This is a genomic window from Paracoccus sp. (in: a-proteobacteria), assembly GCF_030538755.1.
Taxonomy (GTDB): Bacteria; Pseudomonadota; Alphaproteobacteria; order Rhodobacterales; family Rhodobacteraceae; genus Paracoccus.
Map to the genome: position 1 here is coordinate 139,853 of NZ_JAUNTJ010000002.1, position 12,568 is coordinate 152,420.

Here is a 12,568-nt window from a genome sequence, read left to right on the forward strand (position 1 = left end):
GACAAATGGCTAGAACATCGCCATGCAGGTGATTGCCAAGATCGACGGGGCCACAGAGGGCCGGGTTGCCGCCATCGCGCGGATGCTGGCCGGGGTGATGCCTCCGGGCCGGGTGCTGTTGCTGGACGGGCCGGTGGGCGCGGGCAAGACGCATTTCGCCCGCGCCTTTATCCGCGCCCGGCAAGGCGACGCGGCCGAGGATGTGCCAAGCCCGACCTTCACGCTGGTGCAGACCTATGACACCCCCTTGGGCGAGGTCTGGCACGCCGATCTGTATCGGCTGGGCGACGTGTCGGAACTGGACGAGCTGGGGCTGGACGAGGCGATGACCGGCGGGGCCACATGCCTGATCGAATGGCCTGACCGGTTAGAGGCGGCCCCGCCCGGCGCTTTGTGGCTGCGGTTGTCGGCGGGGGCGGGGCCGGATCTGCGCGATCTGGTTTTCGGTGGTGATGCGGCAGATTGGCCGGGGCTGATCCGCGATCTGGACCGGGCCGGTTTCGCCGATGCCGCTGGCTGGGACAGCGCGCGGGTCGAGCCTTTGGCCGGCGATGCCTCGGCCCGGCGGTATTTCCGGCTGTATGGCGATGGCCCGGCGATCCTGATGGACGATCCGCCGCCCGGCAGCATTGCCGCCTATCTGGCGATGACCGGCTGGCTGCGCGAGCGTGGCTTTTACGCGCCGCAGGTGCTGGCGCAGGACCGCGCGGCGGGTTTCCTGCTGATCGAGGATCTGGGCGATGATCTGGTCGCCCGCGTGCTGGAACGCGATCCGGCGCAGGCAGGGGGCATTTATGCCCGCATCACCGACCTGCTGGCCGATCTGCACCGCCACGCGCCGCCCGATTGGGTGCAACCGCTGGATGCGGCGGCTCTGGCCGATTTGGCGGCGCTGTTTGGCGAATGGTATCCGGGCGGCAATGCGGCCTCTGACCTGACTGCCGTGCTGGCTGATCTGGCCGTGCAGACCGGCGCGGGCGCTGCGACGGTGACGTCTCTGCGCGATTTTCATGCGGAAAACCTGATCTGGCGCGGCGCGTCGCCCTTGGGGATACTCGATTTTCAGGACGCGGTGGCGGCGCATCCGGCCTATGATCTGGTGTCCGCCCTGCAAGACGCGCGCCGCGATGTGGACCCCGCGCTGGAACAGGCGATGACCGACCGCTATCTGGGCGGTCGCACGGATGAGCGGTTCCGCGCCGCCTATGCCCTGCTGGGGGCGCAGCGGGCCTTGCGGATTCTGGGCATCTTTGCCCGGCTGGCGATCCGCGACGGCAAGCCGCGCTATCTGGCGATGATGCCGCGCGTCTGGGGCCATCTGCAACGCAATCTGGCGCATCCGGCGCTGTCGCCTCTGGCGGCGCTGCTGGCGCAGGTGCCCGCACCCGACGCTGAATTTCTGCAAAGGATCGCCCCGCCATGCCCGACGCGCTGATGATCTTTGCCGCCGGTCTGGGCACCCGGATGCGCCCCCTGACCGAGACCCGCCCCAAGCCGCTGATCCATGTCGGCGGGCAGACTCTGCTGGATCGCGCCATCGCGCTGGGGCGCGCGGGCGGGGCGCGGCGGGTGGTGGTGAACACGCATTATCTGGCGCGGATGATCGCGGATCATCTGGCGGGCAGTGATGTGGCCATCAGCCATGAACCCGGCCCGGTGCTGGAAACCGGCGGCGGGCTGCGGCAGGCGCTGCCTCTGCTTGGGGCAGGGCAGGGCGCGGTGCTGACACTGAACCCCGATGTGGTCTGGACCGGCGCGAATCCGGTGGCGGGCCTGCGCGCGGCATGGGACGGGGCGCGGATGGATGCGCTGCTGATGCTGGTGCCGCTGGCCCGTGCGACGGCGCGCACCGGCGGCGGCGATTTCGCGCAGGATGACGCGGGCCGGATCGGCCGGGGCGGCGATCTGGTCTATGGCGGCGCGCAGATCATCAACCCGGCCCTGCTGGAGACGATCCCCGAGGCGGCGTTTTCGCTGAACCGCTGCTGGGATGCGGCTATCGCGCGGGGCCGCGCCTTTGGCCTGATCCACCCCGGCGGCTGGTGCGACGTGGGCCGCCCCGACACCATCCCTCTGGCCGAAGCCTTGCTGGCCAATGGCTGACGTATGGGACAGCGGCGTGTTCGGCCTGCCCTGCGGGGTGGATTTCGGCGCTGCCTTTGTGCGCGGCTATGATGCCCGCACCGCCCATCTGCCGCCCGAGGTGCAGGCGCGGATCACCGTCTGGGTCAACTCGGGCCGGACGCTGGGCGCGCTGAGCCGGGCCTTTGCCGCTGGCCCGGCGCGCCTGCTGCCGCGCCTGCGGCTGGTCACGGATCTGGGCGCGGGCGATGGCGTGGTGGCCGCGCCTCTGGCCCGGCGGATGCAACTGGCGCGGCTGATCGACGGGCTGATCGCGGCGCGGCCCGAACTGGGGCACGGCCAGTCGATCCCGCGTCTGGCGCAATCGCTGTCGGAACTGATGACCGAAATGCAGCGCGAAGGCTGCCCGCCCGAGGCGCTGGACCGGATCGAAGCGGGCGACCATGCCCGCCACTGGCAAAACGCGCTGGAGTTTCTGCGCATCGCCGCCCGGTTTCACCTGAACGCCCCGGCGCTGGATCGCGCTGCCCTGCAACGGGCGGCGGCGGAACGGCTGGCGGCGGATTGGGCCAGCGGGCAGGGCCTGCCCGACGCGCCGGTGATCGTGGCCGGGTCCACCGGCTCGCACGGGGGGACGCGGGCCTTCATGCAGGCGGTGGCGCGGTTGCCGATGGGGGCGGTGGTGCTGCCGGGCTATGACTTTGACCAGCCCGAGGCGATCTGGGACGGGCTGGACGCGCCGGGGGCCGAGGATCACCCGCAGGCGCGCTTTGCCGCGTTGCGCGCGGCGGGGCCGGTGCGCCCGTGGGACGGCACGCCCGCGCCCGATCCGGCGCGCAACCGGCTGGTGTCGCTGGCGCTGCGGCCCGCGCCGGTGACGGATCAGTGGATCGCCGATGGCCCCGGCCTTGGCGACCTGCGCCCCTCGACCGTGGGGCTGACCCTGATCGAGGCCGACCAGCCCGGCACCGAGGCCGCCGCCATCGCCGCCCTGATCCGGGCCGAGCTGGAACAGGATCGCGGTGTGACGCTGATCGCCGCCGACCGGGGGCTGACGCGGCGGGTCACGGCGGCGCTGGACCGCTGGCAGATCATCCCGGATGACAGCGCCGGGCGGCCCTTGCCGCTGTCGCCCGCCGGGCTGTTGCTGCGGATGCTGGCCGATCTGCCGGGGCAGGCGATCACCGCCGACCGGCTGATCGCCATTCTGAAACACCCGCTGGTGGCCACCGGATCGGCGGCTCTGCCGCGCAATCAGGCGCTGTTGCAGATCCGCGATCTGGAACAAAGCCTGCGCCGCCATGGCCCGGCCTTTCCCGATGGCGCGGCGCTGCGGCGATGGGCGCGGGGCCGGGGGGGCGATGACCGGCGCGTCTTTGCCGACTGGCTGGCGGCGCTGCTGGATGGCCCGCTGGCGGGCTTGGCCGATGACCGCGACCCGCAGCCGGTTGGCGCGCGGCTGGCGGCGCTGCGCGATCTGGCGCAGGGCTTTGCCGCCGGGCCGCAGGGCGATGCGGAACAATCGCGGCTGTGGCAGGAACAGCAGGGTGCGCTGACCCGCGCGGTGCTGGACAATCTGGCCGCCCATGCCGGTGACGCGCCACCGATGAGTGCCCGTGATTTCGCCGAACTGCTGCACGAGGAAATGCAGCCGCTGGCCCTGCGCGCCGATCCGGGTGCCGATCCCCGCGTCCGCATCCGAGGCCCGCGCGAGGCGCGCACGGAATCGCATGGCACCGTCATTCTGGCCGGGCTGAACGAAGGCGGCTGGCCGCAGCCCGCCCAACCCGATCCGTGGCTGTCGCGGCCCATGCGGCTGGCGGCGGGGCTGACGCTGCCGGAACGGCAGATCGGGCTGGCCGCGCATGACTTTCAACAGGGGATCGCCGCCGACCGGGTGATCCTGACCCGCGCGCGGCGTGATGCCGATGCGGAAACCATCCCCTCGCGCTGGCTGAACCGGCTGATGAATCTGATGAAGGGCCTGCCCGATCAGCACGGGCCGGATGCGCTGGAGGCAATGCGTGACCGGGGCGCGCATTGGCTGGCCCTGGCCGAGGCTCTGGCCGCGCCGCAGGTCAAACCGCCGCCCGCGCCCCGCCCCGCGCCGATCCCGCCGCCGCCTGCTTTGCACGAATTGCCGGTGACGGATATCGCCACGCTGATCCGCGATCCTTACGCGATCTATGCCCGCCGGGTGCTGCGGCTGCGCCCGCTGGACCCGCTGCACTCTGGCCCGGATGCGGCGCTGCGCGGGCAGGTGCTGCATCAGATCGTGGAACAGATGCTGAAGGAAACGCCCGACCCCGCCGCAGGCCCCGATGCGCTGGCCGCGCGGCTGGCCGATATTGCCGCCGGGGTTCTGGCGCAGCAGGTGCCATGGCCCGCCGCCCGTGCCTTTTGGCAGGCCCGCATCGCGCGGATCGCGGGCCAGATCGCCGCCGATGAGCTGGCACGGCGCGCGGCAGGCGATGCGCCCGTGGTGATCGAGACGCAGGGCCGCGCACAACTGGCCGGGCTGGGCTTTACCCTGACCGCCCGCCCCGACCGGATCGACCGCACCGAGGATGGCCACATCCGCGTTTATGATTACAAATCCGGTACGCCGCCCAGCCAGAAACAGGTCAATGCCTTTGACAAGCAACTGCCGCTGACGGCGGCGCTGGTCGCGCAGGGCGGCTTTGACCCGCTGGGGCAGGCGGATGTGGCGGGCATCGCCTATATCCAGCTTGGCGGCAGCGGCGAAACCCATCCGCGCGATCTGCCCGATCCGGGGCAGACATGGGATCGCTTTGTCGATCTGATCGCGGGCTATCTGTCGGGGGCGGTGGCCTTTACCGCCTTGCGCGCGCCGGAATTGCGCGATGAAACCGGCGATTACGCACATCTGGCGCGGTTTGGCGAATGGGATCTGACCACCGACCCACGGCCCGAGCAGGTGGGGGATCACCACGATGGATGAGGCGACCCGTAACCAGATCGAGGCCGCTGATCCGGCGCGATCCACCTGGCTGACGGCCAATGCCGGTTCGGGCAAAACGCGGGTGCTGACCAATCGCGTCGCCCGCCTGCTGCTGCGCGGGGCGGCGCCTGAACGCATTCTGTGCCTGACCTATACCAAGGCTGCCGCAACCGAGATGCAGAACCGCCTGCTGGGCACCTTGGGGCAATGGGCGATGCTGCCGCCCGACGATCTGCGCCACGCGCTGGCCAATCTGGGCGAGGGCGGCATTCCCGATCTGGCGCAGGCCCGCCGCCTGTTTGCCCGTGCGATCGAAACGCCGGGCGGGTTAAAGGTGCAGACGATCCATTCCTTTTGTGCTGGCGTGTTGCGGCGCTTTCCGCTGGAGGCCGGGGTGCCGCTGGGCTTTACCGAGCTGGACGACCGCACCGCCGCCGTGCTGCGGGCCGAGATCGTCGATCAGATGGCGGCTGCGGGCGATCCGGTCATCGCCGATCTGACCGCACTGGAATCAGGCGACCGGCTGGATGGCTTTCTGGCCGGGCTGGCAGCCGATGATTTCGCCGCGCCACCCGACCCGGCGGCGATCTGGGCCGCGCTGGACTTGCAACCGGGGCTGACGGCGGATGACCTGCTGGCCGGTGTGTTTCTGGGGGCCGAGGGCGATCTGGCCGCTGCGCTGATCCCGGTGCTGCGTGGCAGCGGGACAACTGATAACAAGCTGGCCGATGCGCTGGCCGCCACCCGCTGGGATGCGCCGGGCCTGCCCGATCTGGCGCGGCTGTGCGGGGCGCTGTTGACCGGCGGGGGGGCCAGGGAACCCTTCACCGCGAAAATCGGCACCATCCCGACCAAGGCGATCCGCAACGGCCCTGCCGCGCCTTATATGGACGCGCTGGACAACCTGATGCGCCGCGTCGAGGCGGCCCGCGCGCCGATGCTGGGCCTGACGGCGGCGCAGCGCAGCCTGCAACTGCACCGCTTTGCCCATGCCTTCACCCGCCGCTATACCGCCGCCAAGCTGCGCCACGGCTGGCTGGATTTCGACGACCTGATCGGGCGCACGGGTCGGCTGCTGTCTGATCCGGCGATGGCGCTGTGGGTGTTGTGGCGGCTGGATGGCGGCATCGACCATATTCTGGTGGACGAGGCGCAGGACACCAGCCCCGGCCAATGGCAGGTGATCCGCCGCCTGACCACCGAATTCACCAGCGGGCAGGGCGCGCGCGATACCGCGCGCACGCTGTTCGTGGTGGGCGATCCGAAACAGTCGATCTATTCCTTTCAGGGGGCCGATATTGCGGTGTTCGAAACCGTCCGCGACCAGTTCGGGGCCGAGTTTCAGGCCGTGCAGGCCCCGATGGCCGAACGGGTGCTGGCGCATTCGTTCCGGTCCTCGCCCGCGGTGCTGCGGCTGGTCGATGCGGTGTTCGCGGGCGGTGCGGCGCAGGGCTTGGGCGGGCCGCCCGACCACCGCGCCTTTCACGCGGCTGTGCCGGGGCGGGTGGACATCTGGCCCCCCCTGCCCAAGCCGGATGCCCCGGATGCGGGCGAATGGTGGCAGCCTGTCGATCAGCCGGGCGTGGATGATGCCGACACCACGCTGGCCCGCGCCATCGCCCGCCAGATCAAGGCGATGCACGGCACGCCGTTCCATTCCGTCCGCCACGGCGCGGTGCGGCGGCTGGACTGGGGCGATTTTCTGATCCTCGTGCAGCGGCGCTCGGACCTGTTCGGCGCGATCATCGCCGCCTGCAAGGCCGAGGGCCTGCCCATTGCCGGGGCCGACCGGCTCAAGCTGGCCGCCGAGCTGGCCGTGCGCGACATCCGCGCCGTGCTGTCGGTGCTGGCCACGCCGGAAGATGACCTGTCGCTGGCCTCTGCGCTGAAATCGCCGCTGTTCGGGCTGTCCGAAGATGAATTGTATCGCCTTGCCGCCGGGCGTCCCGGCTATCTGATGCAGGCGCTGCGGGCCTCGGGCCATATGCAGCCGCAGATGGTGCTGAACGATCTGGCCGGGCAAGCGGATTTCCTGCGCCCCTATGACCTGATCGCGCGGCTGCTGATCCGCCACGGTGGCCGCGCCCGCCTGATCGCCCGCCTTGGCCCCGAAGCACAAGAAGGCATCGACGAGCTGATGTCGCAGGCCTTGGCCTATGAGACGGTGGAAACGCCCTCGCTGACCGGGTTCCTGACATGGCTGTCGGGCGATGATGTCGAGGTGCGCCGACAGGTCGCCGGCAGCGGCGGCGGGCTGATCCGGGTGATGACGGTGCATGGCGCCAAGGGGCTGGAGGCCCCGGTGGTGATCCTGCCCGACACGGCAAAGCGGCGCAAGAATGCGAAAACCGCACCGATCCGGGTCGGCGACCTGACGCTTTGGCGCGGGGCCAGGGCCGACCGCCCGCCGCCGATGGACCAGACCGCTCAGGCCGAGGAACAGGCGGGCGATCAGGAACGCCGCCGCCTGCTGTATGTGGCGCTGACCCGTGCCGAAAGCTGGCTGATCGTGGCGGCGGCGGGTGATACCGGCGCGGGGCTGGACAGTTGGCACGCGCTGGTGGCCCAAGGCGCGGCGCAGGCCGGGCTGGATACCGCCCCGCTGAAGGTGGCGGGCATCGGCACCGGACAGCGGTTGTCCTTTGGCGACTGGCCGGGCGACGTGCCTAAGGAAAAGGACAAGGACGAACCGCGCCAGCCCGTTGCCGTGCCGCCTTGGGCCGATGCCGTGCCGCCCCGCGCAACTCCGCCGCCCCTGCCTGTGGCGGCGACGGCGCTTGGCGGGGCCAAGGCCATCGGCGGGGCAGGGGGCGATGATCCGGCGGCGGCGATGCTGTATGGCACCCGGCTGCACCTGCTGCTGGAACATCTGCCCGCCCTGCCACCCGAGGATCGGCCCGGCACCGCCCGCGCCTTGCTGGCCGGAGCCGAGGGCGGCCTGCCCGCAGATGCCGAACTGACCGCCCTGTTGGCCGAGGCCGAGGCGGTGCTGACCGCCCCCGATCTGGCAGCGGTGATGCAGCCCGCCCCCGGCGATACCGTGCTGACCGAGGTGGCGCTGACCGCGCCGCTGAACTGGGCGGTGCTAAACGGCGCGCCGCTGTCGGGCACCATCGACCGGCTGATCGTCGGGTCCGAGCGGGTGCTGGCGGTGGATTACAAATCCAACGCCGTGGTGCCCGCCAGCCCCGATGCCGTGCCAGACGGCATTCTGCGCCAGATGGCCGCCTATCGCGCCGCGCTGCGCCTGATCTGGCCGGGCCGCCGGGTCGAAAGCGCCATCCTGTGGACGGCTGACCGCAGCCTGATGCCGCTGCCCGACGCGCTGCTGGACCGGGTGCAGGCGGGCCTTGACCCGGCGGGGACGCATACATAGCTGTCACCCGAACCCATCACGCCGGGCCATATGCCCCGCACCCGATATGCAAGGAGATTCCGATGGCCACTCAACCCGTCAGCGACGCCGAATTCGACGCGCAGGTCCGTCAGGCCGATACCCCGGTTCTGGTCGATTTCTGGGCCGAATGGTGCGGCCCGTGCAAACAGATCGGCCCGGCGCTGGAAGAACTGTCCGATGAATTCGCCGGCAAGATCAAGATCGTCAAGGTGAACGTGGACGAAAACCCCGACACCGCCGCCGGTCTGGGCGTGCGCGGCATCCCGGCGCTATTCATGTTCAAGGACGGTGAAGTGGTCTCGAACCGCATGGGCGCCGCCCCCAAGGCCGCGCTGAAAGCGTGGATCGAGGAATCGGTCTGACCTTGCCGGGCGCAGCCTGACAGGTTGCGCCCAAAGGCCGGGGGTTTCACACCCCCGGACCCCCGTGGGATATTTTTAAGACCAAAGATGAGGCGCGCTTTGCGTCTTGGATGGGGTGGGTTGTAAAAACCGGCGCCAGCCGCTTCCTGTTTGTTTAAATACGCATCTTCGGGCGAGGCCGTGATGGTTGTTGAGCGACCGTCATCCGATTGGCATTCCACGCTGCCGCAGTGCAGTCAGAATGCGGGTCTGCGCGTCGTTTGCCATCATGTCCAGTGATTGCTGGCGCAGGAACCAGTCCAGATAGCGGGCAAAGGGGGGGCGGTGATCTGCGGCAAGGCGCAGGGCTTGCTCTGTTCCCAGATCAGCCACGTTCAGCGCGATATGGTGGAAATCTACCTGTGCGAACAGCACGGCGGGTTTGCCGAGGATAAAGCCGTCAAAGGCAACCGCGCTGTTCATCGTTGCGACAAAGGTGCAGTTGCGCAGCAGGTCGTGGGAGTTGCCGCCGATGGTCAGGTTCGGGTGCCTTATGGTCAGCGCGGTCAGGGCGGCGTGGTCATCGGCGTCGTAAAGCTCGCGCGGGTGCAGCGTCGCTATGCAGGGCCGTCCGGTTTGCGCAACGGTGGCCACCATATCGACCGGAGCCATGGTCTGAAACGACCGCTGCCGCCGGATCTGGCCTTGCAGCGGGATCAGCACATGGTCGCCGCGTATTGGCGCGGGGCCGGGCAGCACGCGCCGCGCCAGCCGGGCGGCGAAATCGCGGGCGGCGGGGCCGTCGATCGTGCCGGGCCGGAACTGTGCCTGCGCCACCGGCCAGCGCCAGCGTTCGGCCATCGCCTCGATGCGCCAGAACGGGTAATGATAGGCCAGTCGCAGGGTCAGCGCCCGGTCATGCGTGGGTTTGGCCATGTGATACAGCGCCCATCCCGGCAGATCGTGGGCCTGCGCCATGGCGGCCTGTGTCAGCGCCATCACCTCAAGCCGCCATCCCGCGCTGTGCAAGGCCGCGGCCAGCCGGTTTGCTACGCCCAGCTTGCCCGCCTGGGCGGTGGTCAGCAGCGGCTGATGCAGGTAAAGGCGCAGAACGTGATCCATCGCCCCTGCCTTTAGGCCCCGGCCCGCGCCTTGCGCAAGCGGTCGCCCGCCCATATCTGACCGCAAACGACAGGAGTTCAGCATGTCCGAAGACAAATTCCCCGGTTGGCACGGCACCACCATTCTGGCGGTGCGGCGCGGCGGGCGCGTGGTGGTGGCGGGTGATGGTCAGGTCAGCGTCGGCCAGACCGTGATGAAGGGCACTGCGCGCAAGGTCCGCCGCCTGTTGCCGGGTGGGCGCGATGTGGTGGTGGGCTTTGCCGGATCGACGGCGGATGCCTTTACCCTGCTGGAACGGCTGGAAAAAAAGCTCGATGCCGCGCCGGGGCAGTTGCAGCGCGCCTGTGTCGAACTGGCCAAGGACTGGCGCACCGACAAATATCTGCGCAACCTTGAGGCTATGCTGATCGTCACCGACGGCGATCAGGTCTATGTCGTGACCGGCGCGGGGGACGTGCTGGAACCTGAACATGATGTGGCGGCGATTGGCTCGGGCGGGAATTATGCGCTGGCTGCCGCGCGGGGGCTGATGGAAACCGATCTGGACGCCGAGGCGGTGGCCCGTCGTGCGATGGCCATTGCAGCCGACATCTGCGTTTACACCAATGGCAATCTGACGGTCGAGGTGATCGGCTGACACACCGACGCACCGACGCGCGGGAAAGGGGCCGTGTCAGGCCCCTTCCTTGTGAACCAGCCCTTGCAGCAATTCCATGCGATCATCGCTGAAATTGCCGGGCAAGATTGTCAGGCCCTGCATCGCCCGGACAAAGAACTGGCGATAGTCGCCCGCCTCTGAACACCAGGCCAGCAGCTTGACCCCCTGGGGTGGATGCACCAGCGCCAGCGGCAGCACGGCGCGTTCGGTTTCCTTGCCCTGCAAGTCGGTATAGCCGAACCGGATGGGCGCGTGATCGCGGATCGCCCGGTGCAGCGCGCCCAGATGATGGGGCGCGGCATCGGGCAGATCCAGTTGCTGATCCTGCCAATAGGCGGCGGGGCGCACGTCCAGCTTGCGATAGAGGCGCAACAGCAGCGCCCCTTCGGGGTCGGTTTCGACCAGCCGCTGCATCGCTGCCCGCGCTGCGGCGGCGTTGACGGGATCGCCGCGATGATCGGCCAGCGCCAGACCGCGCAGGGCGGCGTCGCGCAGGTCGGGGTCCAGTGCGGGGGCGGCGGCCTGCACCGGCGACAGGCCATGGCCGCCGATCCCGATGGCGGCGGCAACGCCAGCCAGCCGGGACGCCAGAGCGCGCCGGGTCAGGGAAACGGTATGGGGCATGTCGCCACGGGGTCGCATGGGGCGGGTTCCTTTTTGCGGTGATGGTCAGGCGGGTAAACCTGCGCCATGATCGCGATTCGTTCCAGCTTTGTGGCGGTGCCGACACGGTTCCGGGCGCAACTGATGCGCAACTGCAACGGCAGTCCCGCTCAGGCGACCCAGCGATCCAGCCCGGCCAGCAGTTCCGGCAGAACGCGGGTGTGGAACAGCGGTCCCCGGAACAGCCACAGGTGATGGCAGCCCTCGGCCAGCGCCATGCCCCGCCGCGCGGGCGGCAGGCCGGAACACAGCGCATGGGCGGCGACCGTCTGGCCGGGGGCGATGATGCCGTCGCGGTCGCCCTCGATCGTCAGCAGGGCGCAGCGGTGCAGGGCGGCGGGCGTGACCGGCTGGCCGTCATGATGCAGCCGCCCGTTCAGCACGGTGCGGCGGCGGAACACGAGGTCGATGTTTTCCAGAAACTGGCGGCCCTCGATGTCCACCATCATCCGGCTGTGTTCGGCAAAGGGCAGATGCGCCTCGATTTCGGCCATGTTGGGGGAGAGGCCGGGCCACATCGGCATCAGCAGGCTGCGCATCCGGTTCGTGGCCAGAATGGCGCGCTGGGTTTCCGCCGCATAGACCGCCCGCCCGGCCCCCGGAAAGCTGAGCGGCACCGGGCCGACCGCCATCGCCAGCCGCCACATCGGCGTGCGGGCGAAATAGCGCGACAGGCTGGTGGGCGCGGCAAAGGGGTCGATGGGCGACCCCATCAGCGCCAGCATCACCGGGGCGGCGGCATCGCCGCGCGTCTCCATCACGGTGGCGGCGGCCAGTGCGGGCACGCCCGACTGGCACAGCGCGATCAGCCCCGCGCCCGGCCCCGCCGCCTGCATCGCGGCGATGATACCGGCGATATTGCCGTTGAACCCGAAATGCCCTGCGCTGCGCGGCACAAAGCGCGGGTTGATCCATTCCGGCACCAGAACGCGGAACCGGGGCAGCAGGCCAAGGATGATCTCGCGGATCAGGCGCGGCAGCACGCCCGACAGCGGCGGCACCACCACCACCGTTCCCGCCGCCCGGCGCTGCGGACAGTCGAATGCGACCACGGCATGGAACGGCGCGACCTGCTGATCGGTGGTCTGCACCGGCGCAGGCCCGTCGGGCGTGTCCACGCTGCGGATGCCAAAGCCGGCCCGCGCCACCGCCCGCCGAGACAGAGGCACGGCCCCGCTGCGGTGGTGATTGCCGGAAATTCTGTTCCCCTCTGACACGCCCCCCCTCCCTCTGGGTGATGGAAGCACTGTCCCCTTGGGCCAGTATAGCGCGGATTGCGGCGCAGCGGGAAAAGATTTCCACGGCTGGCCGGAAAGGCGGCGGGCCAGCCGTGCCGGTTGAAA

At 69.8% G+C, this 12,568-nt stretch carries 9 protein-coding genes; 6 read left to right on the forward strand and 3 right to left on the reverse strand.

Translation table 11 applies throughout. The annotated features are described in order from the left end of the window. The first annotated feature begins 22 nt into the window (after nt 1–22). From tsaE to trxA, 5 genes are all read left to right on the forward strand, one after another. Complete coding sequence (gene tsaE, locus Q4G14_RS01815; RefSeq protein ID WP_368661263.1) at nt 23–1,435, forward strand: tRNA (adenosine(37)-N6)-threonylcarbamoyltransferase complex ATPase subunit type 1 TsaE; 1,413 nt, start codon at nt 23–25, stop codon at nt 1,433–1,435. Then, the gene (locus Q4G14_RS01820; protein ID WP_303360009.1) at nt 1,420–2,103 is read left to right on the forward strand and encodes a nucleotidyltransferase family protein; all 684 of its coding nucleotides are present in this window, start codon (nt 1,420–1,422) and stop codon (nt 2,101–2,103) included. Before tsaE ends, Q4G14_RS01820 begins: the two co-directional genes overlap by 16 nt. Continuing rightward, the gene (gene addB / locus Q4G14_RS01825; protein WP_303360010.1) at nt 2,096–5,044 is read left to right on the forward strand and encodes a double-strand break repair protein AddB; all 2,949 of its coding nucleotides are present in this window, start codon (nt 2,096–2,098) and stop codon (nt 5,042–5,044) included. Before Q4G14_RS01820 ends, addB begins: the two co-directional genes overlap by 8 nt. Further along, entirely contained in the window at nt 5,037–8,420 is a 3,384-nt protein-coding gene (gene addA / locus Q4G14_RS01830) for a double-strand break repair helicase AddA (protein WP_303360011.1), read from the forward strand. The genes addB and addA overlap by 8 nt, the downstream gene beginning before the upstream one ends. Before the next feature lie 62 nt (nt 8,421–8,482). After that, nucleotides 8,483–8,803 (forward strand): thioredoxin, encoded by a 321-nt coding sequence (gene trxA, locus Q4G14_RS01835; RefSeq protein ID WP_303360012.1) that lies wholly within the window; start codon nt 8,483–8,485, stop codon nt 8,801–8,803. Nucleotides 8,804–9,004: 201 nt separating this feature from the next. Here trxA and Q4G14_RS01840 read toward each other — a convergent pair whose 3' ends face one another. Further along, nucleotides 9,005–9,904, reverse strand: a complete 900-nt coding sequence (locus Q4G14_RS01840) for a hypothetical protein (RefSeq protein WP_303360013.1) — start codon at nt 9,902–9,904, stop codon at nt 9,005–9,007. Nucleotides 9,905–9,986: 82 nt separating this feature from the next. Here Q4G14_RS01840 and hslV point away from each other — a divergent pair, with 82 nt between their 5' ends. After that, on the forward strand, nt 9,987–10,541 hold the full coding sequence (hslV, locus tag Q4G14_RS01845; RefSeq protein ID WP_303360014.1) for an ATP-dependent protease subunit HslV: 555 nt from the start codon (nt 9,987–9,989) through the stop codon (nt 10,539–10,541). 36 nt (nt 10,542–10,577) lie between these two features. On the opposite strand, the gene Q4G14_RS01850 is transcribed toward hslV, so the two are convergent. Both Q4G14_RS01850 and Q4G14_RS01855 read right to left on the reverse strand, forming a co-directional pair. Next, nucleotides 10,578–11,204: a WYL domain-containing protein gene (locus tag Q4G14_RS01850; RefSeq protein WP_303360015.1), complete on the reverse strand. Its 627-nt coding sequence runs from the start codon at nt 11,202–11,204 to the stop codon at nt 10,578–10,580. A gap of 131 nt (nt 11,205–11,335) precedes the next feature. Further along, nucleotides 11,336–12,394: a hypothetical protein gene (locus Q4G14_RS01855; protein WP_303360016.1), complete on the reverse strand. Its 1,059-nt coding sequence runs from the start codon at nt 12,392–12,394 to the stop codon at nt 11,336–11,338. Nucleotides 12,395–12,568: the final 174 nt, after the last annotated feature.

Bases quoted from the DNA above. Each gene is read 5' to 3' on its own strand.
- tsaE (WP_368661263.1), top strand. From the start codon at position 23: ATGCAGGTGATTGCCAAGATCGACGGGGCCACAGAGGGCCGGGTTGCC.
- Q4G14_RS01820 (WP_303360009.1), top strand. From the start codon at position 1,420: ATGCCCGACGCGCTGATGATCTTTGCCGCCGGTCTGGGCACCCGGATG.
- addB (WP_303360010.1), top strand. From the start codon at position 2,096: ATGGCTGACGTATGGGACAGCGGCGTGTTCGGCCTGCCCTGCGGGGTG.
- addA (WP_303360011.1), top strand. From the start codon at position 5,037: ATGGATGAGGCGACCCGTAACCAGATCGAGGCCGCTGATCCGGCGCGA.
- trxA (WP_303360012.1), top strand. From the start codon at position 8,483: ATGGCCACTCAACCCGTCAGCGACGCCGAATTCGACGCGCAGGTCCGT.
- Q4G14_RS01840 (WP_303360013.1), bottom strand. From the start codon at position 9,904: ATGGATCACGTTCTGCGCCTTTACCTGCATCAGCCGCTGCTGACCACC.
- hslV (WP_303360014.1), top strand. From the start codon at position 9,987: ATGTCCGAAGACAAATTCCCCGGTTGGCACGGCACCACCATTCTGGCG.
- Q4G14_RS01850 (WP_303360015.1), bottom strand. From the start codon at position 11,204: ATGCGACCCCGTGGCGACATGCCCCATACCGTTTCCCTGACCCGGCGC.